Annotated in this window: 27 protein-coding genes; 7 read left to right on the top strand and 20 right to left on the bottom strand. The window is 64.2% G+C overall.

Annotated elements, in window-relative coordinates:
* The 14 genes from FFS60_RS29285 to FFS60_RS25485 all read right to left on the bottom strand — a co-directional run.
* The coding region (locus FFS60_RS29285) for a DUF4347 domain-containing protein (protein WP_137823564.1) at positions 1-1389 on the bottom strand (1389 nt) is incomplete at its 3' end.
* Positions 1390-1438: 49 nt separating this feature from the next.
* Entirely contained in the window at positions 1439-2323 is an 885-nt protein-coding gene (locus FFS60_RS25545; protein WP_256658151.1) for a sulfotransferase, read from the bottom strand.
* A gap of 105 nt (positions 2324-2428) precedes the next feature.
* The gene (locus tag FFS60_RS25540) at positions 2429-3007 is read right to left on the bottom strand and encodes a phage tail protein (protein WP_137823563.1); all 579 of its coding nucleotides are present in this window, start codon (positions 3005-3007) and stop codon (positions 2429-2431) included.
* Between the two features lie 55 nt (positions 3008-3062).
* Positions 3063-3380: a hypothetical protein gene (locus tag FFS60_RS25535; RefSeq protein ID WP_137823562.1), complete on the bottom strand. Its 318-nt coding sequence runs from the start codon at positions 3378-3380 to the stop codon at positions 3063-3065.
* Positions 3377-3880 (bottom strand): GNAT family N-acetyltransferase, encoded by a 504-nt coding sequence (locus FFS60_RS25530; protein WP_137823561.1) that lies wholly within the window; start codon positions 3878-3880, stop codon positions 3377-3379. Before FFS60_RS25530 ends, FFS60_RS25535 begins: the two co-directional genes overlap by 4 nt.
* A 136-nt stretch (positions 3881-4016) precedes the next feature.
* Complete coding sequence (locus tag FFS60_RS25525; protein WP_137823560.1) at positions 4017-5024, bottom strand: sulfotransferase; 1008 nt, start codon at positions 5022-5024, stop codon at positions 4017-4019.
* The gene (locus tag FFS60_RS25520) at positions 5012-5812 is read right to left on the bottom strand and encodes an aspartyl/asparaginyl beta-hydroxylase domain-containing protein (protein ID WP_028626657.1); all 801 of its coding nucleotides are present in this window, start codon (positions 5810-5812) and stop codon (positions 5012-5014) included. The genes FFS60_RS25525 and FFS60_RS25520 overlap by 13 nt, the downstream gene beginning before the upstream one ends.
* A gap of 33 nt (positions 5813-5845) precedes the next feature.
* Complete coding sequence (locus FFS60_RS25515) at positions 5846-7942, bottom strand: efflux RND transporter periplasmic adaptor subunit (protein WP_171016577.1); 2097 nt, start codon at positions 7940-7942, stop codon at positions 5846-5848.
* Positions 7939-9258: an efflux RND transporter periplasmic adaptor subunit gene (locus FFS60_RS25510; protein ID WP_137823558.1), complete on the bottom strand. Its 1320-nt coding sequence runs from the start codon at positions 9256-9258 to the stop codon at positions 7939-7941. Before FFS60_RS25510 ends, FFS60_RS25515 begins: the two co-directional genes overlap by 4 nt.
* On the bottom strand, positions 9255-10034 hold the full coding sequence (locus tag FFS60_RS25505) for an efflux RND transporter periplasmic adaptor subunit (protein ID WP_137823557.1): 780 nt from the start codon (positions 10032-10034) through the stop codon (positions 9255-9257). The genes FFS60_RS25510 and FFS60_RS25505 overlap by 4 nt, the downstream gene beginning before the upstream one ends.
* 327 nt (positions 10035-10361) lie before the next feature.
* The gene (locus FFS60_RS25500; RefSeq protein WP_028626653.1) at positions 10362-11183 is read right to left on the bottom strand and encodes an aldo/keto reductase; all 822 of its coding nucleotides are present in this window, start codon (positions 11181-11183) and stop codon (positions 10362-10364) included.
* Positions 11184-11261: 78 nt separating this feature from the next.
* Positions 11262-11669 (bottom strand): VOC family protein, encoded by a 408-nt coding sequence (locus tag FFS60_RS25495; RefSeq protein ID WP_137823556.1) that lies wholly within the window; start codon positions 11667-11669, stop codon positions 11262-11264.
* An 88-nt stretch (positions 11670-11757) separates the two neighbouring features.
* Complete coding sequence (locus tag FFS60_RS25490; RefSeq protein WP_028626651.1) at positions 11758-12438, bottom strand: hypothetical protein; 681 nt, start codon at positions 12436-12438, stop codon at positions 11758-11760.
* Positions 12439-12478: 40 nt separating this feature from the next.
* Positions 12479-13165, bottom strand: a complete 687-nt coding sequence (locus tag FFS60_RS25485; protein WP_137823555.1) for a methyltransferase domain-containing protein — start codon at positions 13163-13165, stop codon at positions 12479-12481.
* Positions 13166-13261: 96 nt separating this feature from the next.
* On the opposite strand from FFS60_RS25485, the gene FFS60_RS25480 reads away from it, so the two are divergent.
* A complete protein-coding gene (locus FFS60_RS25480) occupies positions 13262-16366 on the top strand; it encodes a transglycosylase domain-containing protein (RefSeq protein ID WP_137823554.1) in 3105 nt (1034 codons plus the stop codon).
* A 105-nt stretch (positions 16367-16471) separates the two neighbouring features.
* On the opposite strand, the gene FFS60_RS25475 is transcribed toward FFS60_RS25480, so the two are convergent.
* Positions 16472-16777: a multidrug efflux SMR transporter gene (locus FFS60_RS25475; protein ID WP_137823553.1), complete on the bottom strand. Its 306-nt coding sequence runs from the start codon at positions 16775-16777 to the stop codon at positions 16472-16474.
* Between the two features lie 10 nt (positions 16778-16787).
* Positions 16788-17426, bottom strand: a complete 639-nt coding sequence (locus FFS60_RS25470) for an FMN-dependent NADH-azoreductase (protein ID WP_028626647.1) — start codon at positions 17424-17426, stop codon at positions 16788-16790.
* A 138-nt stretch (positions 17427-17564) separates the two neighbouring features.
* Between FFS60_RS25470 and FFS60_RS25465 the strand changes: the two genes are divergently transcribed.
* From FFS60_RS25465 to mdtI, 3 genes are all read left to right on the top strand, one after another.
* Positions 17565-18446, top strand: coding sequence for a LysR substrate-binding domain-containing protein (locus FFS60_RS25465; RefSeq protein WP_028626646.1), 882 nt, complete (start codon positions 17565-17567; stop codon positions 18444-18446).
* Positions 18447-18766: 320 nt separating this feature from the next.
* A complete protein-coding gene (locus FFS60_RS25460) occupies positions 18767-19123 on the top strand; it encodes a multidrug/spermidine efflux SMR transporter subunit MdtJ (RefSeq protein ID WP_028626645.1) in 357 nt (118 codons plus the stop codon).
* Complete coding sequence (gene mdtI / locus FFS60_RS25455) at positions 19120-19449, top strand: multidrug/spermidine efflux SMR transporter subunit MdtI (RefSeq protein WP_137823552.1); 330 nt, start codon at positions 19120-19122, stop codon at positions 19447-19449. Before FFS60_RS25460 ends, mdtI begins: the two co-directional genes overlap by 4 nt.
* Positions 19450-19796: 347 nt before the next feature.
* Here mdtI and FFS60_RS25450 read toward each other — a convergent pair whose 3' ends face one another.
* Entirely contained in the window at positions 19797-21356 is a 1560-nt protein-coding gene (locus tag FFS60_RS25450) for a sigma-54-dependent phenylalanine hydroxylase transcriptional regulator PhhR (RefSeq protein WP_028626643.1), read from the bottom strand.
* Between the two features lie 259 nt (positions 21357-21615).
* Here FFS60_RS25450 and phhA point away from each other — a divergent pair, with 259 nt between their 5' ends.
* The 3 genes from phhA to FFS60_RS25435 all read left to right on the top strand — a co-directional run bounded on the left by phhA (position 21616) and on the right by FFS60_RS25435 (position 24028).
* Complete coding sequence (gene phhA, locus FFS60_RS25445; protein WP_137823551.1) at positions 21616-22407, top strand: phenylalanine 4-monooxygenase; 792 nt, start codon at positions 21616-21618, stop codon at positions 22405-22407.
* Between the two features lie 74 nt (positions 22408-22481).
* Positions 22482-22838 (top strand): 4a-hydroxytetrahydrobiopterin dehydratase, encoded by a 357-nt coding sequence (locus FFS60_RS25440; RefSeq protein ID WP_044871608.1) that lies wholly within the window; start codon positions 22482-22484, stop codon positions 22836-22838.
* Complete coding sequence (locus tag FFS60_RS25435) at positions 22835-24028, top strand: amino acid aminotransferase (RefSeq protein WP_137823550.1); 1194 nt, start codon at positions 22835-22837, stop codon at positions 24026-24028. The genes FFS60_RS25440 and FFS60_RS25435 overlap by 4 nt, the downstream gene beginning before the upstream one ends.
* A 71-nt stretch (positions 24029-24099) precedes the next feature.
* Here FFS60_RS25435 and FFS60_RS25430 read toward each other — a convergent pair whose 3' ends face one another.
* The 3 genes from FFS60_RS25430 to FFS60_RS28780 form a co-directional block, all read right to left on the bottom strand.
* Positions 24100-25302, bottom strand: a complete 1203-nt coding sequence (locus tag FFS60_RS25430) for a sulfotransferase family protein (RefSeq protein WP_137823549.1) — start codon at positions 25300-25302, stop codon at positions 24100-24102.
* The gene (locus FFS60_RS25425) at positions 25302-26033 is read right to left on the bottom strand and encodes a hypothetical protein (protein WP_137823548.1); all 732 of its coding nucleotides are present in this window, start codon (positions 26031-26033) and stop codon (positions 25302-25304) included. The genes FFS60_RS25430 and FFS60_RS25425 overlap by 1 nt, the downstream gene beginning before the upstream one ends.
* Positions 26030-26716: hypothetical protein (locus FFS60_RS28780; protein WP_218570616.1), on the bottom strand; the 687-nt coding region annotated here is incomplete at its 5' end. The genes FFS60_RS25425 and FFS60_RS28780, both read right to left, overlap by 4 nt.

The raw sequence follows: 26716 nt of genomic DNA, 5'->3' as shown, positions 1-26716 counted from the left end.
CCCATTGGCACTACCACCGCGCCCACCCTGGGTGCTGGTGCCACCGGCACCGCTTCCGCCGAGGATGCCGGACGGTGAAGTGGCGCCAACTCCGGCCCCTGAACTGGTACCTCCCGTACCGCCGTCGTGGCTGCCAAATCCACCGCCACCACCGCCGCCGCCGGCATAGCTGCCGCCGAAGTCACCACCGCCGCCACCGCCACCGGAGGCCTTGTTGCCCGTGATGACGCTGTTGGTGATGGTCAAGACCCCGGAGTTGCGAATACCGGCACCGAGGCTGTCGCTCGCGGCGCCGTTTTCATTGGCGCCGTTGCCCACGATCAGGCCGTTGGTAATGGTCAGGTTGTCGATGACTACATTGGAACCGGCGCCTGTAGTGGCCACATCCAGCACGCGCGCCAGGTTGTTGCCGTTCAGGGCGAAACCGCCACCGACAATTTCCATGGTGTGGCCATCGGTGACGTTAATGGCGATGGTGTCGCTGGCCGAGGAAAAGTTGATAGTGCCGGTGAAGGTGATGAGGTCGTCCACCCCATCGGTATTACCCGTTGCGATCGCAGCCTTGAGGCCTGCAACGCTATTCACCGCGGTGGTGACCAGCAGGTGGTCATAGTCACCGAGGCTGGAAAGATTCAACGCCTGGCTGGCGGCGATATCACCGGTGGTGATTTCCAGATCCCAGTCACCACCCTTGGCATTGCTTCCAGTGCCATCGCTGGAGGCAGCGATATCGGCACCGGTCATGCTGGCCAGTTGCGACAGGAACGCCTCACCCTCGCTTCCGGCCCCCACCTCGCAACCGTAGAGCAGGATATCGCCGTCAGCCGTCAACGCCTCGCCGATGTCCTGCAACTGGCTGCCGTAGCTGTCGAGATTGCCCTCGAACAACGGACCGTTGCCCAACAACAACACCCCGGCATCACCGTGGGAAATAATGTGAATGGCATCGATGCCGCTGCGACCGGCCAGGGCATCGGCGATCTGTTGCACGCCGTCCTTGCCGGTATCCAGCAGCACCACCTCGGCGTTGGGGGAAATGTCATCGAGCAGGGACTGGTAGTCAGGCACGCGCGTGTCGACGAAGACGATTTCCTTGCGGACGCCGCTCTGCGTATCCGCGACGGGCCCGGTCTGGGACAGGTCGTGGGAGGCCTGGTTCGAATCGGAGCCGGCCTCTGCCGCGGTATTACCACTAGCACTGTCAGCCGCCGCGGCATCTGCGGTCGGGACATCCGAGGCAACGGTGGCGGCCACCGCGCCGTCGAACATCATGCGCGGTTCGAGCGCACTGATCAGCGGCTGCGGACGAGAAGGCTGACCGGAAAGTGTCGACTCCGGCGACTGGCCGTTCTTGCGTGTATCTGCCTGCTTGGATTTTCCCCACCACATGACCCTGTCCCTCTGAATGTTGGAGCAGCCACCGCGACCTGCTGCGTGGTCAACCGTTATCGCGACCCATGTCCTGCGCTTCCCGCGATGTCCTGATGACATTGGCCTCGCTGCTGCGCGAGTCCTTCCAGAAGCTCAATTCTGCGTATTGTTCGAACAGGTCCGGCGGCAGGATGGTGCGCCGCGCCTCGACCGCCACCTTCGGGCGCACCTTGTGCAACCCTTTCAACCCGAGCGCCTGGTCGAATTCGGGCGCGTCGTACTCGATATGCTCGAAGTCGTGCTCGTACCAGGGCTCGTCCAGGAACTCGTAGACCAGGCGCAATACCCTTTCCGGTGTCGCCGCCAGCAGGTCGTACTCGACCAGTAGCAGCGACTTGGCGTGTTCGCCGTAATACGCATCTTTCAGCGCCGCCCAGGCGAACCCCACCAGGCGGTTGCGCTGGGCCAGGGTATCCACCCGGCTGTAAACGGTATTGCGCTCGACATCGTCATTGAACAACTTGGTGTTCTCGTACGGGTTGGCGCGATACAGCCGCTCGATGCTGTCCATCACCCAGGCGACGTTGCGCACGCAGGCAATCACCTTGGCCTGCGGGAACAGGTCGAGCAGCGCCGGCAGCATCGCGCACCATTGCCGATTGGTGTCGAACACGACGTCCTTGCCAGCCTGATCGGCGTAGTAGTTGTTGAACACCCCGGCCAACAGGCGCTTGCGCTGCTCCTGCGTGATCACCGGGCCGAACTCGCTGCCAGCGCTGAACTGGTTGAGCATCGACGAGAACAGGTTGCCCACGGGGGACGTCATGCCCGCCTGGAAGCGCGGATTCTGCCGAAGCAGGGCCGCGAGCAACGTCGATCCCGAGCGCGGCAGGCCGGAGATGAAATGAAAAGTGGGTGAAGTCTTCACCATGTCGGTTCCAAATCTGTCCATGTCGCTGACTCCACTTGGGGAGGCAGTCACTCGCGGCTGGAGCGTCCAGCCGCGAGCCGACTGACTCACCCACTTTCCTCTTACATCACCATCGGCTGCCGGATATCAGTTGCGCGACGGGAAGATGCCTTCCAGCGCAATGATGAAGCTGATGCCCAGATAGGGGTTCAGGATGCTGAACGGCTGACTCCCGCCGGCAGTCTGAACCGTCACCGCCACGCTGCTCTGATTTCCCATGGTCACGGGAGTCTCCAACGCGCTCGACCAGATCGAAGCCGCTTGCGCCGAGCCACCAACGGAGGCGCCCAGGATGTTGTTGGTCGCGGTTGGCGCCAGCGCGGGGTTCACCGGAGTTCCGCCCACGGAAATGGACGCGGTGCCCGTCGCGACGTGTGTGTGCATGGGCATTTGCAGTTGGGTGAGGGTCGTGTTCTCGGTACCGCCTACTTCTCCCAGATCCCTCGGGGTCAGCCCGGGGCCTGTACCGGTCCCGACCGGGACACGACCGCTCAAGTTCGGCAGGGCGAAGGTGGTCTGGCCGTTACCGCCGTATGTAGTGCCGAGAATCGAAAACAGCGCGGTGTTCTGCGCGATCGACAATATCTGGCCTTGGCAGAGCGCGAATCCGCGCGGCGCGAAGTTGCCGCCGAACATCTTGATTTCGCCCAGGAATGGTTCGCTCATTGCTAGCTCCTTGCTATGTGCCGACTTGCGGCGCTTGCTTCTGGTTTAGGGAGGTTCAGCCTTCTGTGGGCCGTTCAAGGTGGAACACGGCTTCGAGCAGGTGATGTTTGCCATCTGCATCCGGACCGATGGGACTCAACAGCACGTGCCATTGCTGGCCGGCAGGGCTGCCCAACAGGTAGGTGTGCTGGGGTAATTGAACGCCGGCAGGCTGCGCGAAAGTCGCGCTGTAGCATTCATAACGGGCATTCATGGGCGTGCCGGAAAACACCTCTGCCAGGGTCACGGCGAGCCCTTCGCTGCCCTCCCAGCTCAGGTGCCAGGGCTGATGGAGCTGCTGCTCCAGATCCGTTCGGGAGGGAACGAGGCTCATGCGGGGACTCCAAGCGCGCGGGCCGCTTGCGCGCCGCGATGCATCTGCAGGTAGATCTGGTTGTTGCCGGTAACGACGAAACCGAAGCGACTGTAGAGGCGCCTCGCCGGGTTGTCGGCCTCGACGAACAGGCGCATAGCCTTTCCCGTCGAGTCGGCTTCGGCGGCAAGAAGGCTCAGGTAATGGGTACCGATACCCCGGCGTTGCCAGTGCGGCAGCAGGGCGATGTCCATCAGGTTGATTTGTTCAGTGCCTCGGAAGACGTAGAGGCGGCCGATGGGCGAACCACCGTGTTCAATCACGCAGTACTCGGCGTCTGGATAGTGCGCCTGGTAGTAGTCGTGCTGGGCGTTGAACTGCTGGGTGAGGAAGGCGTCGATGGCCGTTTGGTCCCAAGGGGCCTGGCTCATCTCAAGGGCGCGGGTGGTCGCGTATAGCTCCTGCAGGAACGCCATGTCGGCATCCGTGCTGGGGCGCAGGTTCAGTTCCGTGGCTGGCATGGTATTTCGCGTCCTTGCTGACAGCCCCGCCAGGGCAAGTCGGCATCCTATTATTTTGCTATCACGCGACATCAACGGCGGAAGAGTAGCCGAAGCGAAAGGCCACTATCCACTATTTAGTTAATATTCAATGTGACTAATCCGTAATGCTCGTATGAAGTATCTGATCTAAATGTCGTAATTTTTCCAATTCTTCGTAGGGCTTACGCGCCCAGCGCCCCACCGCCGCTCTTACGTCATCATCGGCTTCCTCGCGCTTGCGCTGGCTGTCGGCGGTGAACCACATGGCCGGCTGTTTCGCGTCGAAGGCCGCGATATCTCGCAGCGCGGGTGCGTCGGCTTCGGTCCGGCCGAACCAGGGCGCCAGGCGGCCCCAAAGCGCGTCGGGCAGTTCGCTGTAGTTCACCGGCACGCCGCCCTGCTGCCGACACAGCGCCAGCCCCTGCTCCAGGATGCGGCCGATCATGCGGCTGGTGAACTCCAGCGGTGACATGGCAGAGGCGTCCTGCTGGGAGAAGTCCAGGGCCGACGGCCCCAGCAGGCCCGGCACCCGGTGCATGCCAGGCTGCCGCAGTTGCGAGATGACGATTTCCAGCGGGTCGCGATAGAGGAATAGTTGCGGCACATCCGGATAGAGCGCGCGCAGCAGCGGCGCCTCGAACACATTCCAGGCGTCCAGTTTGATCAGCAGCCGCTCTTCGTTGCCGTGCCGTCGCTGACCATAGGCTGACAGCAGGGCGCCGAGCCATCGGGGCTGATGCTGCGAGGCAGTGGAGTCGAGGAAGTGCGCGCGCAGCAGGCTGTCCAAGGGTGGCGCTTCGGACAGCACGATATTGCGCTCCAGGCCGGCAAGCATCTGCGCCAGCAAGGTGGAGCCGCAGCGCGATGCGTGAAAGATGAAGGCACTGGGCGCCAAGCCGGGGCTGGCCACCTGCCAATCGAGCAAGGCCTGGATGCCGGTCTCCCGCCGAAACGCCTGGTTGAAGGGCAGGCGCAGGGCCTGGTCCACGTCGTCGCGGAAGAATGGGCGAGTGAGCCGCTGTTCGCCCAGCCAGCACCAATCGACCCGCCACTCGCCCTGTTGAAGCCAGGTTCGGATAGGCAGCCAACCGCTGAAATCCTCGCTGGGGTTCACACTCGCCATTGATCGCTCCACGCCTGCTTGCCCTGGCGCATGGCACCACGGACCTCCGCCTCAGAAAACTCCAGCCCCTGCTCCGCCCCCAGCGCGACCGTTTCGCGGATGAACTCGCGCACATCGGTCAGCCCCTGCAATTGCCGGGCAAGCGCGGCGTCCCCCTCCACGCTCCGACGGAATTGCGCGAAAGCCTGTCCCGCCCTCCCCAGCTGCAGCGCTGGTGTGTCTGGCAACCCCTCTTTGATGGCGTCGAGCAGCCAGTCATTGGGCTGGCAGTCCAGCACCAGGTGAATGCGCTCGCCGGGGCCTGGATTGTCCACCCGATGCGGGCGCGAGAGGTCGAGGAACCAGCATTCGCCCGGCTGCATGGGCACCTGCAGGCCGTCGACGAGGAACTCCACGCCCGCCGGGCTCAGCAGCGGCACATGCAGGCGCAGGTCGCTGCCGGGCATCCCCAGGTCCGGGTCGCAGTGCTCATGGATGCGCGAGCCCGGCCCCAGGCGCAGCAGGCGCGCACTGCGCACGCGGGTGCGGAAGGCGCCGAGCAGATCATTCCAGGCCGCCTCCCCCTGCCACCAGGTGCTTCGCTTCGGCGCCCCCTGGCCGGGAGCCAGGGGAAGGGGCGCGTCCTCGGGGGTGATCAGGGCGACGCCGCTCCAGTCGCCCTCGTAGTAACCCGTATTGAAATGGCCTTGCCATGCACCGGGCTCGACCCGCGCCAGCGCCTGCAGCAGCGGCGCCAGTTCCACGCTAAACAGCAGGCGCGAACAGACCGGCAATGTTGGGGTTGGCATGCGTCCTTGCTCCTCAATGGATGACTGAGCGCCTCAAAAACCGCTTTCCCTCACGCCCAACGCCGCCAGTTTTCGCCAGGCGGCGCCCAGCAGCGACTGCCCTTCGCCATCCAGCACGACCACGCCACGCAGGGGCTGGGCCGGGTGGATGGCGTCGTCCAGCAGACTCAGACGCACGCCGTACTGGGCCTGTACCGGCTCGGCGCGCTGCTGGGCGTCGCGGCGCACGGCAATGGGGCCGTGGTGATCGGAACTCAGGGCCTCCAGCTCCAGATAGGCGACGCCAGTGGCATCCACTTCGTCCAGCCGTACCGGCAGAGCCGGGCGGGCAGGGTCGTCGGCGATGAAGCGCCCTTCGGCACCGGGCTCCACCCGCCAGAGTTCTTCTTCGGCCAGGTAGCCGCGCAGGCGCAGGCCAGGCTCCACCACGCGCGCCAGGGGTTCGCCGGGGTTGAGCCAGCGGCCGGGGATCAGGTCGCGCAGCAGGTCGCGCACCACCCCGGTCTGCGGCGCACGCAGTTGCAAGCGCTCTCGCTGGGCGGCCAGGCCACGGTACTCAGCCACGGCTTCGGCCAGTTGCTGCTCGATAATGCCGGCATCGGCGGCGGTCTCGCTGCGCCCGGCCTGACGACGCAGCTGCAGTTGGAGAATCTCTATCTCGCGACGAACGATGGACTGCCGAGCGTCCAGGTCCGGGGATTCCAGTTCCAGCAACAGCTCGCCCTCTTCCACCGCCTGGCCATCCTTCACATGCAGCGCCTTCAGCCGCGCGGCCACTGGTGCGTGCAGGGTGGTAGCGCGGGAGGCTTCCAGCAACGCCGGCACCTCCACCGAAGCGCGCCAGGGCAGCGCCAGCAATGCCAGCAGCACCGCCAGCCCAAACCCGATCAGCACGACCTTGCGAGGTTCGGCCTGGTCGCGGCGTTGCCACCATTCGCCCAGCTCGCGCCAGATCGGCAGGCCGATGAACCAGACCAGTTCCACCAGCATCAGGAAGATGCCCAGTACCTTGAAGAACAAGTGGTAGACCGCCAGGGCGATCCCGAAGAACAGCACCGCGCGCCACAGCCAGGAGCCGTAGCCCCAGACGATCAGGCGTCGCGCCATGGCCGGCTGCCAGGGTTCGGGCATGGGCTCGCCGTAACCGAACAAGGTCTCGCGCAGGCGCCATCGGCACAGGGCGAAGGCCCGCGCCTGGAGGTTTTCCACGCCCCAGAGGTCGCTGAGCAGGAAATAGCCATCGAAGCGCATGAACGGGTTGAGGTTGATGATCACCGTCGTGATCCAGGTGGCGCTGGCCAGCATGAAGGCCGACGTGCGCGCCGGCCCATCCGGCAGCAGCGACCAGGCCAGCAGCGCGAGCACGGCCAGCACCAGCTCGGCGAGCACGCCGCCGGCACCGATCAGCAGCCGCGAGCGGCGGTCATTGACCCGCCAGGCGTCGCTGACGTCGGTGTAGAACATCGGCAGCAGCACCATGAAGGCCAGCCCCATGCTTTGCACCCGGCAGCCGGCACGCTTAGCCATGAAGGCATGGCCGAACTCGTGACAGAGCTTGGCGAAGGTCAGGGCAACACCAAAAGCCAGGGCGCCGCCGAGGCTGAACAGGTGCGGGAAGGTGGCGATAAAGCGCTGCCAGTCCCGCGCCACCAGGAACAGGCCGAGGGCGAACACCAGCGGCAGGCCCCAACGCAGCAACCAGCGGCCGTTGCGCTCAAGTACGGGCCAGGCGCGATTGAGGAAGGCGTCGGGCCGCCACAGCGGGATTCGGAAGAACAGGTACTGGTGCAGCACCTTCTTCCACGGGCTTTGGCGCACAGACGTGGCCTTCACGGCGTAGCTGGCCCGCTGCGCGTCATCCAGGCCAGTGATCAGATCGTGGTTGCCGAGGAAACGCAGCAACTCCTCGATCTCTTCCTTTCCCAGAGGCAGGCCGGGTTCGGTATTTGCGGCCTCCAGCACCCGCTGCGGATCGCCCAGCGCCCAATGACGCAGCAGGCGCACGGCGGCGGCGCCGAGCTTGAAGTACCGTCCGCTCAGTGGGTCGGCCAGTGTCCATTGGGGCGCACCGTCGAGCGCTGGCGCGGCCGGTGACAGCTGCAGGTCGGGACGCAGTGCGGGCAGCATCAGAAGCCCAGACTCTGGCGCAGTGCGGCGAGCGGCCGGCGCAGCAGGTAATACGCCAACGGCGCGCGGTCACCGAAGAGCTTGGCGGTGCCGCGCAGACCGATGCGGGGCGGCGTTTCCAGGAAGGCAGCGTCCAGACGGTAGGCCAGTTGCCCGGCGGCGGTGGCCTGGGCTTCATAGGCCGCCCGTTCCAGGCGCGCACCGTGGCGGTTCAGCGGATCGCTGTCGAGAAACAGCGCCACCTCGGCGCCGGGCTGCAGGGCGATGGCGTCCCCTACGGGCAACTCGATACGCAGTTCGGCCTGGCGCGGGTCGGCGATCTGCATCAATCGCTCACCGGTCTGTACCGGTTTTCCGGTGAGGCGCTCTGCATCGGCGAACACGGCAATACCGGCACGCTCGGCACGCACTTCACTACGGGCCAGCAGTTGGCGGGCGTAATCGCGCTCGGCACGCTTCTGTTCCACCCGCGCGGCCAGCAGGTCGATACGTGAGCTGGATTCGGCATCGGCAAAAGCGCGTTGGGTGTTGGCCTTGAGCTCGGCCTCAGCCACCCCCAAGGTACGCTCGGCGACATCCGCCTGGGCCTTGAGGCTGGTGGCGTCGAAGCGCACCAGCAGGTCGCCGGCGGCCACGCTCTGGTTCGGCTTGACCAGGAACTCGGCAATCACGCCGTCCAGCGGGGCCGCCACCACGCGACCGCCCAGGGGCACCACTTCGGCGGGTGCCAGCACAGACTGACGCACTGGCACCAGGAGCAGCAGGCAGAGGCCACCGGCAATGGCCAGCAACTTCTTCTTCGGCCAGCGCAGGCGCCAGGGCTTGCGCGGCTGCAAGGCCAGCCAGGCGTGGGCATAGGTTTCACCGAGCTGGGCCAGCAGGGCCAGTTCAGCCTCGTTGAACGGTTGCTCGCGGGCCAACCAGAGCCCGCCGAACATCTCGCCACGGCGATCTTTCAGGGGCACCCAGCAGGCCTGGGCGGCAGACAACGACTGCCAGTCCGCTCGGGATTGTTCGTCCAGCAGCGCAGCATCGACGGCGCGGACTTCATTCAACTGGCCCTGACCCAGCAATTGCGCGGCGGCACGCTCGACAAACGCCACGAAGGGGGCGTTGGGCTCCACCAGGCTGATGCCAGTCAACGCCTGCACCTTGCCGGCAATCAGCAGTGCCGCATGGCGAAAACCGAACAGCGTCTGTCCGTCGTTGACCATGGCGAAACCCAGCTGCTCGGTGCTGGCCGCCTGGCGAGCCTGTTTTTCCAGGCCGAGGAAGAGCGCAAAAACACGCTCGACAGCACTGGGGGCCGCCGCGTTCATGGCGTCTCCGGGAAGTGCGCGGTGCCGCTCATACCGGCCAGCAGACCATCGGCATCAGCGGGCAGGCCACCGATCAGCAAAAGCGTCTGACTGCCCTCGTCGATACGCGCCCCAAGCCGCTTGACCACAGCCTGCAGCGACTTTCCGGTTTCATCGGGGGTGAACTCGAAGGACTGGTCGGGCTTGAGGCGGTCCAGCCAGCGCGAGGGCACCAGCAGGTGGATTTCCAGGGTGCGGTTATCCACAACCTCCAACAGCGGCGCGCCACTGGCCACGCTCTCGTGGGGCTGCACTTTGCGCGCCACCACCTGGCCGTCGAAGGGTGCCTTCACCTGGCAGCGCTGCACGTGCACCTGGTAAACCTGCGCCTCGGCCTGGGACTGGGCCTGCCGCGCCTCGGCCACGGCCACCTCGAAGCGCCCAACCGAATTGAGGGCAGCGAGTTGCTGCTTGTTCTTCAGTTCTTCTCGCGCCGCACGCACAGCGGCGTTGGCGGCATTCAGCTGGGCCTGGTAGGCGCTGCAGTCGAAGCGAACCAGCACCTCGCCTCTCTTGAAGGCCTGGCCTTCGGCGTAAGGCATCTCGACGATACGCCCGGGCAGCTCGCTGGCCAGCACGGCCTGGTTGCGGGCACGCAGAACGCCACGGGCTTCGCTTCCGGTGGAAGTGGCCGCGGCGGGCGAATCGAGCAACGGGTCCTGCGCGGGCGGTTCCTCAGCCCAGGAAACCGCGACCAGCCCCATCACCCCAAACAGCGTCCACAACGTACGTTTCATCAAGGCCATCCCTGGATAGAAGTGGGCAAGAGTCTATGAGAGCTGTCGGACAATAGGAATCTGGGATGAGGAATTAACTCGCCATCAGTCAGGATTCGCCACCGAGTGGTGGGCGGGGATATGCGGCCAGCCGTGAGAGCGAGTTTATTTGAACGTGGGAAACCACGTCCTTAGGACGTGGTCATGAGTCATCGGCGCTGCCTGTGACGATCGAAATGCCTGATGTACAGGATGAAGTCGGACTTTCTGTAGGAGCGAGCTTGCTCGCGAACAGCCCGAGCACGATCTTTCGCGAGCAAATTCGCCCCCACATGAAGAAGCCAGGCCTCAGACCATTTCCAGTGAGCGCTTGCGGCGCGGCGGTGGGAAGCTGTGGTCGATCAGGGCGAGGTCGTCGTCGCTGAGTTGGAGCCTGCGGGCCTCGGCGTTCTGCTTGAGGTGCAGCGGGTCGACTGCCTTGGGAATGACCATCACGCCCTGTTGGCGCAAAGCCCAAGCCAGGACGACCTGGGCGGGGCTGGCGTCATGGCGACGGGCGATTTCCTGGACGCTGGTGTTACGCAGCAGCTTGCCGCCCTGCCCTACCGGGCAGTAGGCCATCAGCGGCATGCCCTGCTGTTGCTGGAAAGGCAGCAGGTCGAACTCGATGCCGCGTGCCTCGGGGTTGTAGAGCACCTGGTTGGCGGCGCACCCAGCGGGCAATTCGTGAAGGTCGTCGAGGTCGAGGTTGGACACACCCCAGCGAGCGATCTTGCCCTGCTCGCGCAGACGCTCGAAGGCTTCCACCGTTTCCTCCAGCGGGTGCTCGCCACGCCAGTGCAGCAGGTAGAGGTCGAGGTGGTCGGTGCCCAGGCGCTTGAGGCTTTGCTCGCACGCCAGGGCCGTGCCCCGGCGGCTGGCATTCCAGGGATAGACCTTGCTGACCAGGAAAACCTGCTCCCGCCGGCCGGCGATGGCTTCGCCCACCACCTCCTCGGCGCCGCCTTCGGCATACATCTCAGCGGTATCGATCAGTTTCAGCCCCAGTTCCAGCCCCTGGCGCAGCGCCGCGACCTCGCGCGCGCGTTCACTGCGGTTCTCGCCCATGTGCCAGGTGCCCTGGCCGATGGCGGGCACCCGGGTGCCGTCTGGGAAGGTGATGCTTTGCATGGCTCATTCCTCGGAAAGTCCGTTCAGTCGGGATTGCCGGCAGCTGGGGCGGGATAATCCGGCAATGGCCCGTGCGGCTCAAGCCCAGGGATCGTACGAGCCGATGCTCCACAAGTGGCCTTCCGGGTCGCGACAGGTGAAGCCTCGTCCACCGTAGTCCTCATCCTTCAGCGGCAACACGATGGTGGCGCCGGCAGCCACGGCGCGCGCATGCACGCCATCGACATCAGCCACCACCAGATAAATGCTCTGGGTGCCCAGCCCACCGGTCTCATCGGGCTGGCGCATCAGGCGGCCGTAGTCAGTGTCGCGCACGGAACCGAGCATGATCATGCCGTCGCCGAGGCTCAGTTGGGCATGGGAGATGCTGCCATCTTTTTCGGGCACTACCAGGTGCTCGAAGAAGCCGAAGGTGTGGCAAAGCCAGGCGATGGCGGCGGGCGCGTCGCGGTAACGCAGGCAGGAAATGGCAGTTGAACCGGCCATGGCGAGGATCTCCGGAAACTATGAATGGATTCAGCCTAGTCGCCTCACCGCGGCGCGCAGGGCCAGTGGTCAGCGCGCCGGGGCAGAATCAGGTGTATCCCTGCTTCCAGGCCCGGGAGCGGAAGCGGATCGGCGGCAGAGGCGACTTCGCGGGCCGCTCCAGGGCACGGGACAGGTCCAGGCGGATATCGCTGGAAGGTGTGGGCACCGGCCCGGCGAACTTGAGAATGAACTGCCAGCTGCGCTGCGGCACCCGCAACGGGTAGTCCAAGCCGGTAGGCGACTGGTTGATCGCCTGGAGTCCTTCCAGCGGGAACTGCCCGGGATCGCGGACCATGATCAGCGAAACCGATGACGGCGACAGCGAACGGCCGTCGACCGTCAGCACGACGTGCTCCGGCCGAAAGCGGAAATCGGTGGTCGCCGGCTGGATTTCGAAAAGCAGACGTATGCCGTCCTTTTCGTCGTAGCGCGGCTTGTCGATGGGGTCGTACATCACCGGTACCACGAACAGGATCACCTGAAAGTCGCTCTGTTGGATCTGGTTGTTCAGGCGCAGGGCAAGGGTCGCATCGTCCAGCCTGAGACGCCCCTGTTCGTCGGCTTCCTGCTCACCGACGTAGGCGACACTTTCCACGCCCGAGCGAAATCCGGCGCACCCCGCCAACAGCAGGCAGCCTGCCAGCAATCCGGCGAATGCCAGGTTGAGGCCGGTGGAGGACTGGGAAAGGATGCCGGGCATGATTTCTTCCTCGAAAGACTGGCGCATCGGCGGTTGCCGTGGATATTCCGGCAACCGAGTGCGCCGTTCAAGATGGCCCGCTTCGGCCTGGCCTCGCCTCCAGCAACAGGGACAGTGGTTCACCGGTATGTGGATGAGCCGGCTCGCGCAAGGCTTCGATGCGGTAACCACTGCGCAGCAACAGCCCACACCAGGACTCCAGCGTGCGGAAGTACCAAGGCATGGGTTCGGGGAACTCGCCGGCAAAGGCAGCGAAGTCCTCGCAACGCCAACCATCTCGATAGCCCTCCTCGCCTCGGGCCAGCCAGGGGTGCACGGTCTGGATCAGCAGCACGCCGTCTACGGCCAACAGTTCACGCAAGGCTGCCAGCAGCGGTTCCAGCTGCTCTTCGAAGAGCGAAAAATTGCATACCACCGCCTCGAAGACGCCCAACTGGCCTGGATCCGCCTGCAGCCCGGCGTAGTCGAGGCAGCGAAACTCGCCACCGGCAAGCTGCGCTGCCTCCACCAGCGGCCTGGAGGCATCGATGCCCAGCACTGCCAGACCTTGCGCGGCCATTGCTCGGCTCAGCCAGCCTTCGCCGCACCCCAGGTCCAGCACCCGCGCTGGCCCAAGGGCCAGGACAGCGTCGAGGATGGCTCGATCAGTGGCCAATTGCCTGCTTTCGATGCGACCTTCCCGCACTGCGCGAGTCCAGGCCAGCGCATTCGCGTGCCAGCTGTGGCCCAGTAGCCTCCGATTGTCGCCTGTCATGGATTCGCTCCCATTTTGCTGCCACTCCGCCATGCAGCCGGCCAATGACCTACTAAGATTGCAAGCAAGAGCGGTGACAGGCCAGGCCGGTGGACTATGGGCGCAATATGGCAATCCGACGAAGCCAGGAACGAGGTACCCGAAGGTCATCTCAATGACCCCGGCGTTCCGCCGAAAAAGCCCCGTCGCAAGCATCGACTCCTGTTCTGGAGTGTCTTCCTGGTGACCGCCGGGATCGTCGGCGCCGCCGCCACCCATGAAATGCAGACCTCTCGCTTCCAGGCCCGGGAGCTTAGCCGTTACGCCGCCACCCTGAGTTACAAGCTGGAGGATGGGCCCAGCAACGCCATCCGCTATCCCGGTGACGGCCCCTTCGACCGCCGCCTGGGTTACGCCGTCCTGCCAACGATGCTCGAACGCCTGGAAAAACGCGGCTTCGAAATCCAGCAACAGACCCGTTTCTCCCCAGCCCTGATCAGCTACACCGAGCACGGGCTCTTCCCGCCGTACCGGGAAAAGATTCAGGCCGGCATCAACATCTGCGACTGTCGTGGCCGGCCCTTCTACCAGTTCAGCTACCCGCAGCAACGCTATCCGAACTTCGCCAGTATTCCGTCATTACTGGTGAACAGCCTGCTGTTCATCGAGAACCGCAAGCTGCTGGACCGCGAACTCCCCCTGGCCAACCCGGCGGTGGACTGGCCGCGCTTCTCCAAGGCCGCGCTGACCCAGGTTGGCAAGGCCATCGACTTCGACGGCCAGTCGGCCGGGGGTAGCACCCTGGCGACCCAACTGGAGAAGTATCGCCACTCGCCTTTCGGTCGCACGGCCTCGGCCTCTGAAAAGATTCGCCAGATGGTTTCCGCCAGCGTGCGCGCCTACCAGGGCGGCCCGGAGACCCTGGCCGCACGCGAACGCATCGTCATGGATTATCTGAACAGCGTGCCGCTTTCAGCCGCGCCGGGACACGGCGAGGTGCACGGCATCGCCGATGGCCTGCGGGTGTGGTACGGCGCCGACTTCAACCGGGTCAACCAGGTTCTGACGAGCAAGGACAGCAGCCTGGCCGAGCGCGGCCTGGCCATGCGCCAGGTGCTCTCGCTGTTCATCGCCCAGCGTCGCCCTTCCTATTACCTGTCCAACGCCCACGAGGAACTGAACACCCTCACCGACAGCCACATCCGCGTGCTGGCGAACGCCGGAATCATCGATTCGGCGCTGCGCGATGCCGCGCTCGATGCGAAGCTGCGTTTCCGCAACTGGGTTGAAGAGCCTGCGCTGCAGGCCGTGGAGTCGAACAAGGGCATCAGCGTCGCCCGCGGCCGCCTCTCCAGCATGCTGAACATGCCGCTCTACGACCTCGACCGCCTCGACCTGACCGCCAGCAGCACCCTGCAGAGCGAGCTGCAGAACGCCGTCACCGCCTACCTGCAGCACCTGGCCGACCCGGCCTTCGCCGAGCAGGTCGGGCTCTACGGCGAGCGCCTGCTGTCGCCGGAAAAGACTCGTGAAGTGCGCTACAGCTTCACCTTGTTCGAACGCACGCCTTCCGGTAACCGCGTACGGGTACAGACCGACAACACCGATCAGCCCTTCGACATCAATGAAGGCAGCAAGCTGGAGCTCGGTTCCACGGCCAAGCTGCGGGTACTGGCCACCTACCTGGAAAACGTCGCAACCCTGCATCAGCGCTACGCCGAAATGCCTGTCGCGGAGCTGCGCAAGGTACCGGTGGACCCGCTCGACTTCATCAGCCGCTGGGCCATCGACTACCTGATCCAGACCAAGGACCGCAACCTCGACGCCATGCTCCAGGCGGCCCTGGATCGCACCTATTCCGCCAGCCCCTACGAATCCTTCTTCACCGGCGGTGGGCTGCACGCCTTCAACAACTTCCGCAAGGAAGACAACGGACGCCGGCCGAGCCTTCGTGATGCCCTGCGCGAGTCCATCAACCTGCCCTTCGTGCGCCTGCTGCGCGATGTGGTGCGGCACGACATGTACCGCCCGGACGGCGGCAAGATGCAGCTGCTATCCAATGACAAGGACCCGCGCCGCCAGGGTTACCTGGACCTGTTCGTTTCCCGGGAAAGCCAGACCTACCTTCGCCGCTTCTGGAACAAGTACCAGGGCAAGGATGCGGAACAGCGCATGTCCACCTTCCTCGACGGCCTCAACCCCTGGGGCGCTCGCATGGCCGCCATCCACCGCTACCTGCAGCCCAACGCCGACCTCGCTACCTTTGCTGCCTTCATGCGCGAGCGGGTGCCCAAGGCCAACCCGCCGCTGACCGACAAGCGCATCGAAGACCTCTACACCCGCTACGGCCCGGGCGCCTTCGACCTGAACGACCAGGGCTATGTGGCCCGCGTGCACCCCCTGGAACTCTGGCTGCTGGGCTACCTTCAGGCGCACCCCCAGGCGACCTACCGCGAAGCCGTCGAAGCCAGCGGCGATGAGCGCCGTGAGGTGTATGGCTGGCTGTTCAAATCCAAACGCAAGTACGCCCGCGACAAACGCATCCGCATCATGATGGAAGTGGAAGCCTTCCTCGATATCCACGAACACTGGAAATCCCTGGGCTACCCCTTCGACCACCTGGTGCCGTCGCTGGCCACCGCCCTGGGCAGTTCCGGCGACCGTCCGGCGGCTCTGGCCGAGTTGATGGGCATCATCCTCAACGACGGTGTTCGACAGTCCACCCTGCGCATCGACCAATTGCACTTCGCCGCCGACACGCCCTACGAAACCCTGGTGGGCCCCCAGACCCGTGAAGGCAAGCGGGTGATGACCTCGGAAGTAGCCACTGCCCTGCGCGACGCCCTCTCCATGGTGGTGGAAGGCGGGACCGCGCGACGCCTGCAAGGCAGTTTCACCTTGCCCGACGGCCAGCCGCTGGTGATGGGCGGCAAGACCGGCACCGGCGATAACCGCATCCAGACCGTGACCCGCTGGGGTACGGTGAAGAGCTCCAAGGCGATGAACCGTACAGCCACCTTCGTCTTCTTCCTGGGCCCGCGCCACTTCGGCACCCTGACGGCCTTCGTCGAGGGCAGCCAGGCGGACAAGTTCAGCTTCACCTCCGCGCTGCCCGTGCAGGTGCTCAAGGGCATGGCGCCGATTCTCCAGCCCTACCTCGCCCCCGGCATGAACACCCAGTGCCAGGACCTCGCGCCCGCCGTGCAGGTGAGCAGGCGTTAAGCCGGACGCGGCCCCGCCGTAAGTTGGTGCAGAGCGGAGCGCAGCCCAACGCATCTTGCTTCCGGTCGAGCGCCGATGTTGGGCCGCGCTTCGCCTGGCGCCAACCTACCTTAGCCCCGCCACACCGACGACGATCAGCGCCACTGAGAGCAGCTTGGCTGGCGTCAGGGCTTCGCCCAGCAGGAGGAAGCCCAGCAACACCGTGCCGAGGGTGCCGATGGCGGTCCAGATGGGATAGGCGATGCTCACGGGTAGCACGCGCATGGACAAGGTGAGGAAGTAGATCCCGGCCACTGCGGCCACCACCACCAGCACGCTCGGCCAGGGCCGGGTGAAGCCTTCGGCGTACTTCATGCCCATGGCGAACAGCACCTCGAAGAAGGCCGCCACCAGCAGGAATATCCAGGCCATGGCCACCTCCTCAGAAGGTTTCGGCGAGGTCCGCCAGGCTCCTTTCGGCACGCTGGTAGGACTGCTCGAAGGCCTCGCCACCAAACTCGTCGTTCTCCACCGCGACCACCGTCACGTCGCTGATGCCGACGTAGCCGAGCACGGTGCGCAGATAGACGTCCGCATGGTTCATATGGGCATTGGCGCCGCCGGGGCCGTAGCCGTGGTCGCCACGGGTGGTAATGATCAGCGCCTTTCGGTCCAGCACCAGCGGGGTATAGGGATTGCCCTGCTTGTTCGGATCGAAGTCGAACGTGCGGCGAATGCGCACGATCTGGTCAACCCAGGCCTTGACCCCACTGGGTACGCCAAAGTTGTACATGGGCGCGGAAATCACCAGGCGGTCGGCGGCGAACAGCTCATCCACCAGCAGGTCGCTAAGCGCAAGGTCGGCCTTCATCACTTCGCTGCGCGCCTCCGGCTCGGGATGGAAAGCAGCAGCGATCCAGCCTTCTGTGACCGCCGGAATAGCCACCCGCCCAACTTCGCGGCGTAGCACCTGACGGCCGTCCCCACGCGCTTGCCAGGCCTTGAGGAAGGACTCCTGCAGACGACGGGAATGGGAGCGTTCGCCACGGGGGCTGCCTTGTACAGAAAGAATGGTGCTCATCTCAATCTCCTTGATGACTGTGCTTCCAGGAGCACATTAATTGGCGGAAACTCAGGCACTAAGCTAGTTACGCCGACCATCCCGGACAAATGAGCATTAGTTCATCTGGATGAATTGAATTCATCCATGGAGCATTTCATGTTTTCCAGCTTGCCCCTCACCGCCCTGCGCACTTTCGAAGCCGCCGCGCGCCTGTCCAGCTTCAAGGCGGCGGCCGAGGAGTTGGCAGTAACGCCCACGGCGGTGTCCCACCAGATCCGCGGCCTGGAGAGCTGGCTGGGCGTGCCGCTGTTCGACCGCCTGCCCCGCAGCGTGCGCCTGACCGCCTGCGGCCAGCGTCTGTTCGGCAGCCTCCACGGCGCCCTGCTGGAGGTCACCCAGACTCTCGACCAGCTGCGCCCGCAGCGCAGCGCCGGCAACCTGACCCTGTCCACCACTCCGGCCTTCGCCGCCCTCTGGCTGATCCCGCGGCTCGGCCGCTTTTACGCCGAGCACCCGGAAATCAACCTGCGACTGGACACCAGCAACGCCCTGATCGACCTGCACCAGGATGCCAGCGTCGACTGTGTGATCCGCTACGGCATGGGCGACTACCCCAACCTGCACAGCCAATGCCTGCTGGACGAATGCTTCGGCGTCTACGGTGCGCCGGCACTGGTGGCAGGACTGGGAAACCGGGTGCCGACGCTGATTACCGTGCGCTGGCGCAATGCCCTGCTCTATGAGCTGGGCTGGAAGGCCTGGTGCCAGGCCGCGGGCGAAGAACACCTGCTCGACACCGCCCCACAGCGCGAATACGACGAAGAACACTATGCCCTGCAAGCCGCCATCGCCGGCCAGGGCCTGGTGCTGGCCAGCTCGATCCTGGTATCGGAAAGCCTCGCCAACGGCCTGCTAGTGCCGTACCGGCCGGAGGTGAACGTGGCTGGCGCGGGCTACTCCACGCTGTGCGTACCGGGCCGGGAACGCCACCCGCCGGTCAAGGCCTTCTTTGACTGGCTGGGCCGGGAGGTGGGGTGAGTCCAGCCCACAATCGAACAAAATAACGAACACTTACAGGCAGGTAGCCACCGCGACAAGCCGCCACATGGCGAAATTTGCCTTTCAGCAATCCAAACGGCTAACATTTTGTTCATTATGTTGAACACCCTGATCCACCCGTTCCACTTCGCCCGCCTCGCTTCCCGCGAGCGCCACTGGACCGGCGACCTGTAGCCCTCTCCCTTTCCTCATGGCCATGGAAGCGCCGGGCACGTGCTCTGCCGTCCATGGCCAGGACTTCCTGCAATCACGTCGTTCGCCTCCGGGCGAAGGGCCCTGCATGCCCAAGGGAGGGCACCATGCGTTCCTGGATCTATCTGCTTGCCGCGATCCTCTTCGAAGTCGTCGGCACCACCTCGATGAAACTCGCCGCCGAACACGCGCCCGTGCTCGGCCACCTGCTGATGTACGGCCTGATCGGCCTGTCGTATTTCTTCCTCGCCCTGGCGGTCAAGCGCGTGCCGGTGGGCGTGGCCTATGCCCTGTGGGAAGGCATCGGCATCGTGCTGATCACCAGCGTCAGCGTCACCTGGCTGGGTGAAAGCATCGGCCCATACAAGGCACTGGGCCTGGCCGTGATGATCGCGGGCATCCTGCTGATCAAGTCCGGTACCCGCGCCGCGCCCAAGGCTCGTGAGCAGGAGGTGCTGGCATGAACGGCGTGACCTGGATTCATTTCGCCTGGCTGGGCGTGGCCATTGTCCTGGAGGTGCTGGCCAACGTGCTGCTGAAGTACTCCGACGGCTTCCGCCGCCGACTGCTGGGGACAGCATCGTTGCTCTGCATCCTGGCGGCGTTCACGGCCCTGGCGCAGGCGGTGCGCGGCATCGACCTGTCACTGGCCTATGCCATCTGGGGCGGCTTCGGCATCCTCGCCACTGTCGCGTTGGGTTGGGTGTTGTTCGGCCAGCGCCTGGCCCGGCGTGGCTGGCTGGGGTTGGGATTGCTGCTGGTGGGGATGGGGTTATTGAAGCTGGCGTGAAGGGCGGAACTGTCCGGAAGCTTGGCCCCGGGTGGATCACGCATCACCGATCCACCCTTGGTGTCAGACCTGACCACGCTGGTGAATGTGGAAAGCGACATCCACCCTTCACATTTCCCGGCGATCCGAAGCGCCGCCCGTTGGGTTTCGTTCCTCTGCCCAACCTGCGCTATCGCCCGGCCGCTGTAGCCGGAAAAAATTCCAGGCAAAAAAAATGGGCGACCATCTGGTCGCCCGCCCAATCATTCCGGGAGAGGAATGTCAGAAACGCTTGTGTCCGCATCACGCAAGATCCAGACAGGACCCTTTTTACGCACAGCCCCTCCCCCGCACCATTCAACGATGGTCTAACTCTCCTCTTTCCCCAATCCGTGCAACTTCAACTTGTTGGCAATGGTGGTATGGGAAACCCCGAGCCGCTTGCCCAGCAGGCGGCTGCTCGGATGCTCGGCGTAGAGCCGTTCGAGCACGGCTTTTTCGAAACGGCCGACGATCGCGTCCAGCCCGCCATCCAGGGAGAAATCGCCCAACGGCTGCGGTGCACCGTAATCCGGCAGGCGGATGTGTTCGGGCCGAACGGTGCCGCCATCGCACAAGGAAACCGCCTGGAACAGCACGTTTTCCAGTTGCCGCACATTGCCCGGCCAGTGGTAGTGGCTGAGCCTGTCCAGCACCTGTGGTGCCAACTTCGGCAGGCCACAGCCGATCTGCCGGCTGGCCGAGTCGAGGAAATGCTCCACCAGCGGTGGCAGGCCGTCCAGGCACTCGCGCAGCGGCGGGATGTGCAGCGACAGGACGTTGAGGCGGTGATAGAGATCCTGGCGGAACTCGCCCTTGGCGCAGAGTTCGGAGAGGTCCACCTGGGTCGCGCAGATCACCCGCACATCGAGGTAGACCTCCTCGTCACTGCCTACGCGGCGGAAGCAACCGTCCTGCAGGAAGCGCAGCAGCTTGGCCTGCAGGCGCGGGCTCATCTCGCCGACGCCGTCGAGGAACAGCGTGCCGCCAGCGGTGAGTTCCAGCAGGCCCAGCTTGCCTTCCAGACGCGCCCCCTCGAAGGCACCGGGGCCGTAGCCGAACAGTTCAGTCTCGGCCATGGATTCCGGCAGACCCGCACAGTTCAGCGCCATGAACGGCGACTGGCCGCGCGGGCTGGCCAGGTGGCAGGCGCGGGCCAGCAGTTCCTTGCCGGTGCCGGTTTCACCCTCGATCAGCAACGGGGCGTCCAGAGGCGCCATGCGCCGTGCCTCGCGAACCACCGCGGCCATCACCCTGGAGCTCTGGAAAATGCTGTCGAAGCCGCGCAGCTCGTGCTTGCGCACGTTGTAGATGCGCTCGCCAACGCGGTCGGCGCGGTGCAGGGTGAGCACTGCGCCGGCCAGGGCCTCGCTCTCGTCATGTTCGGACTGCAGCGGCGCGATGTCGGCGAGGAAGGTGTCGCCCTTGACCTTGATGCGCAATCCGTTGATCCGCGCCTTGTTGGCTCGGACCAGTTCGGGCAGGTCGAAGTCGTCGACATAGCGCGCCAGCGGGATGCCCGGCACCTCGTCCACCCGCACCCCAAGCAACTGGGCAGCGGCGCGGTTGGCGGCGACGATGGAACCGCCCATATCGATGGACAGCACCGGAAAATCCAGCGCGCCCAACAGGGCATTCAGCTCCAGGTGACGGCGCTCGCTGGGCATCAGACCCACGCGCTTGACGCCGAAGACGCCGGGAATGGCTTCCAGCTTCGGCCGCAGGGACTGGAGTTGCAGGTTGATCAGGTTCGGGCAGAGCAGGTAAATCGCGTTGCCCTGGTCTCCGCCCACTTCGCCGCGATTGACGTTGATGCCGTAATCGACGAGCAGGTTGAGGATGTCGCGCAGGATTCCCACACGGTTCTGGCAATGGACTTTGATACGCATCAGGCACCCCTGGGTCGGGCTTTTCCTTGGGTTGTGGACGAAAGAATCCGTTCTCGACCCTATTTTTCCGTCAAGAATATGTGACAAATCAGCGCTTCGACAAGGCGATATCTGGCCGCTCCGCCGCTATCGTAAAGTTTTCATTACGCTTTCGGCGCTGTACGGGCGTCCTCGCAGGTCCCGCCCCTGCTGCACTACGACCCGGTCTGCGCTATCGATAAGGCAACACAACAACGAAGCCCCATCCTCAGGAGGCCGAATGAAAGCGACGCAGTACGTGGCCCGCGAACCCGATGCCAACGGTTTCATCCACTACCCGGAAACCGAGCATCAGGTGTGGAACACCCTGATCACCCGTCAGTTGAAAGTGATCGAAGGCCGCGCGTGCCAGGAATACCTCGACGGCATCGAGAAGCTCGGCATGCCCCATGACCGCATCCCGCAACTGGGCGAGGTCAACAAGGTGCTCCAGGCCACCACCGGTTGGCGCGTTGCCCGCGTACCGGCCCTGATCCCCTTCCAGACCTTTTTCGAACTGCTGGCCAGCCAGCAATTCCCCGTAGCCACCTTTATCCGCACCCCGGAAGAGCTGGACTACCTCCAGGAACCGGACATCTTCCACGAGATCTTTGGCCACTGCCCGCTGCTGACCAACCCCTGGTTCGCCGAGTTCACCCACACCTACGGCAAGCTCGGCCTGAAGGCCACCAAGGAAGAGCGCGTCTACCTCGCCCGCCTGTACTGGATGACCATCGAGTTCGGCCTGATGGATACCCCGCAGGGCCGGCGCATCTATGGCGGCGGCATCCTCTCCTCGCCGAAGGAGACCGTCTACGCTCTGTCGGGCGAGCCCGAGCATCAGGCGTTCGACCCGCTGGAATGCATGCGTACCCCGTACCGCATCGACATTCTGCAACCGTTGTACTTTGTGCTGCCGGACCTCAAGCGCCTGTTCGACCTGGCCCATGAAGACATCATGGCGCTGGTGCACAAGGCCATGAGCATGGGCCTGCACGCGCCGAAGTTCCCGCCGAAGCCGAAGGCGGCCTGAGCCGATCCCCGCGAATGGTGGATGGAAAAAGTGCCATCCACCCTACCGACGAACCCCATTCTGGAAGAACGAACATGACTGCCCTGTCCCAAGCCCATTGCGAAGCCTGCCGCGCCGACGCCCCGATGGTGTCCGATGAAGAACTGGCCGTACTGATCAAGCAGATCCCTGACTGGAACATCGAAGTCCGCGACGGCGTCATGCAGCTGGAGAAGGAGTTCCGCTTCAAGAACTTCCGCTACGCCCTGGCGTTCAGCAACGCCGTCGGCGCCATTGCCGAGGAAGAAGGCCATCACCCTGCCCTGCTGACCGAGTGGGGCAAAGTCACCGTGACCTGGTGGAGCCACGAGGCCAAGGGCCTGCACCGCAACGACTTCATCATGTCCGCCCGCACCGACCAGGTGGCCGAAACCGCCGAGGGCCGTAAATGAGCCATTTCGCCAAGGTGGGCCTGGTCCCTGGTGACCCGATCCTCGGCCTGATGGATGCCTATCGCCTGGACCCCAACCCGGCCAAGCTCGACCTGGGCGTGGGCGTATACAAGGACGCCCAGGGCCTGACGCCCATTCCTCGGGCGGTGAAGCTCGCCGAGCAGCGCCTGGTGGATACCGAAACCACCAAGACCTACGTCGGCGGCCACGGTGACCCAGCCTTCGGCCGCCTGCTGCTGGACCTGGTACTCGGCACCGGCAACCCGCTGGAAGCCGCTGGCCGCGCCGGCGCTACCCAGACCCCGGGGGGCACCGGCGCCCTGCGCCTGGCGGCGGAGTTCATCGCCAGCCAACTGCCCGGCCGTGGCATCTGGCTTAGCGATCCGACCTGGCCGATCCACGAAACCATCTTCGCCGGAGCCGGCATCACGGTCAGCCACTACCCCTACGTGGATGCGGCCAACCGCCAGGACGTGAGCGCCATGCTCGCAGCCCTGGAGCAAGTGCCCGCGGGCGACGTGGTGCTCCTGCATGCCTGCTGCCATAACCCCACCGGCTTCGACCTGGGCCAGGACGACTGGCGCCGCGTGCTGGAAGTGGTAAAGGCACGCGAGCTACTGCCGCTGATCGACTTCGCCTACCAGGGCTTCGGCGATGGCCTGGAGCAGGACGCCTGGGCCGTGCGCCTGTTCGCCGAGGCGCTGCCGGAACTGTTGGTCACCAGCTCCTGCTCGAAGAACTTCGGCCTCTACCGCGAACGCACCGGCGCGCTGATCGTCTGCGCTGCCGACGTGGAAAAGCTCACCGACGTGCGCAGCCAACTGGCCTTCCTCGCCCGCAACCTCTGGTCCACACCGCCGGCCCATGGCGCCGCCGTGGTCGCCACCATCCTCGGTGACGCCGCCCTCAAGGCCCAGTGGACGACGGAACTGGAAGCCATGCGCTCGCGCGTTGCCGACCTGCGCCTCGGGCTGGTTGAAGCCCTGCAGCCTTACAGCCTGGCTGAGCGTTTCGCGCACATCGGCGAGCAACGCGGCATGTTCTCCTACACCGGCCTGTCGCCTGAGCAGGTGGCACGACTGCGTGCCGAATTCAGCGTGTACATGGTCAGCACCGGACGGGCCAACGTGGCAGGGCTGGATTTCAGCCGCATCGGAGATCTGGCCGCCGCCATCGCCAAGGTGTGCTGAGCCTCAGAGCATGCCTTCTAGCCCGCTCTGGCGGGCCAGAAGGCATGCAGTTGGTATTGACGGCGCCGGCATCAGGAGCCCACGAGGCGTCGAAGGTTTTGGCTCATAAGGCGGAGCAGATGAGTGAAGCGCCAGGATCGACTGGCAAGCAACGCGTTCAGCTGTTGCTCGGCACTGTCCCGGTCCGCTCTAACTTTCTCTAGCTCCCCGGCCTGAACTGCCAAATTCGCCTGTAGCGTGACATGGGTTTCTTGTACCGCTGCGAGCTCACCTGCAAGTCCGAGTCGTGCAACTTCGCATTGCTGCATGATGGCTACGGTGCGCCGAACTTCCTCACGCAGGGCGGTCTCGGTGTCAAGAAAGCGCTGGCGCTCTGCATTGAAATGCGTTGACGACCTCCAAAGTTCCTGGTCGAGCTGCCCAGCGAAAGCAAGCAACGGCTGGGAGCGGGTGAATTCAACTTCCAGTCCGTCCCACTCGGACGAGAGGTCGAAACGATCCGCCGCCAATCCTGCCATGACCCGAAACACATCCAACAGAGCATCAAAGCCGGCCCTTGCTCTGACCAGGTCGTCACCGTCGTGCACGGAATGACGCAACCCTACATCCAGCACCTCGGCGATGAAGCGATCGCGAGCGACCGTATCCATCGGTAGCGCCAGCCTGCGGCCCAGGCGCGCCAGCTCTGATCCAGGCGAGGACAGAAAGCGGTCGTAATCCACCAGGATCGCGCCGCGCTTTCGTGACCATTGCATAGCGCGGCAGGAGTGCTCGTACCAAAGGAGAAAGCTCTTGCCTTGGCTCAGTTTGTCGCGACGAGCCAGAGACTTCGCCACACTGAGCGGGTGGCGAACCGCGACGACGAAATCGACCTGAAGCTCGAGTCGATCGAAGGCCGTCTGCCAGACGGGCATCAATCGCGGCATGCGCGGATCCTTGATGCCGATCAGGCACTTGCCCACCGATAGCTCTTCGAGCAAGCCCATGGCGCGAAGGACGAACTCATCAAGCAGATGGGGCGTCATCATGCGCTCAAGGTCCAGCCCCACGTCACCCGAGGCGAAGCCACAGGCAGCAAGTATCTCGTCGTTCAGCGCCACCAATCGGGCGTCTTCCCAATAGCCTCGGGGATTGTCCTCTCGTGGGGGTATCAGGTTGTCCCCAAAATCCACTCCGAAGACTTCCAACCCTGCCGAAAGCAGACTGGTACCAGAGCGATGCATACCCAAGACTACCAATACCCGGGGTTTGCCGCCGTTCATCCCTCGAATCATCACTTGCTCCAGACCTGATTCCACGGCCTGTGGATACCAAACACCTGCGCCACATACATCGCCCGCACGCAACGTTCGAGGATCTGCGGCAAGTGCCAATACCTGGCCAGCAATCGCTGCCAGCGAGAATGTGCAGTCCATCGAAACACGGACCATTGCGCCCGCCAACAATGCTCCGACGCTAGGCTGGCGACCACTGAGAGATACCAGCCTCGGTGGGCCGGATAGGCGAGGTCACTACCATTGCGGCGATCCCCCTCACCGGATTCCAACCAGGCCACCAGCAACAGCTTGCGCTTCCTGCCGCCTCGCAGGCGAGAAGCATGTACTACTGACGCACGCGGATCGCAATGGGGCTGATCGTTCAGGGCTATGAACGTTTCGCCACTCGGCAAGGAATGTCCACCGCGGGACCAGTCGGTACCATTCACGCCGTCCATCAGCTCTAACCACCGTGCTTTAGGACGGTCCAATTGGAGCCAGACGCTTTCCTCCAAGACAATCGCCCGCATTGCACGCGGCCTGCGGGAAAGTTCCATCACCGCCCAACCGACGTTTATTTGGCCTTGGACTTCAGCACCGGAGCCGTGTAGCCACTCCCAGTCCTGCAGCGTCTGACCCACCAGGAAGACAGCAATTCGTTCAAACTCGTCAACACTACAGTCTTGCCCGGCAAGCATCGCAAGCACGGGCACCAAGACAAAAGTGTCCCTTCGCAGCAGGCTGTTCACTCGCCCCCCCCCGTGACCACCATGGGGTTCGGCAGCACCCGGGAAATTCTTCTGGTGCGCTTAAAGGTTTCGATGAAGTCCGGCCATTGTGTTGGATGCAGGAGACTCTCCAACCAGTAGGTTTCATCTGCCCGGGCAAGTAGCCAGGCAGGTATGCTCGCGCACTCACAAACTATGACGAAGAACGCGTCAGATGCGTCTACTGTGCTCAGCCAACGTCTCCACTCCGTCCATTCCGAACAGTAAGTGATGACAGCGAGTACCGCACAAGGCGCAACAGGCGCGTACTGCTCGGCACGAGACAGGTTTGCCAACGGAGTCCGTGTCCATTTTTCGACGTAGCCTTGGGACAGCATTCGCACAATGGTCCGGCGATAGAACTCCAGGTGACGCGCCCGTATTCGTGCGTAAGATTGCGCCCCACGGCGATTCCCCTCCCGCAGTCGCGAGCCTGGTTGCTGGTGATAGAAGAGCAAGGCTTCTTCTATGACCTTTCCGCGCACACCGATACGGGCGAGGGATATCCAGAAGTCCCAGTCTTCGTACATCGTTTCGCGTGCTTCATCGAAGCCTGTCGGCGCTGATTGAAAATTGACCCACCCTGCCGATTGAAAAATGACCCAGGGCGGCTTGCCGATTTTCACCTCGGCAATTGTGGATAAGCCTAGCAGTCGACAAACCTG

It is taken from the genome of Pseudomonas sp. D(2018), from assembly GCF_005502555.1.
GTDB classification, from domain to species: domain Bacteria; phylum Pseudomonadota; class Gammaproteobacteria; order Pseudomonadales; family Pseudomonadaceae; genus Metapseudomonas; species Metapseudomonas resinovorans.
This window is presented reverse-complemented; position numbering and strand designations above follow the sequence as displayed.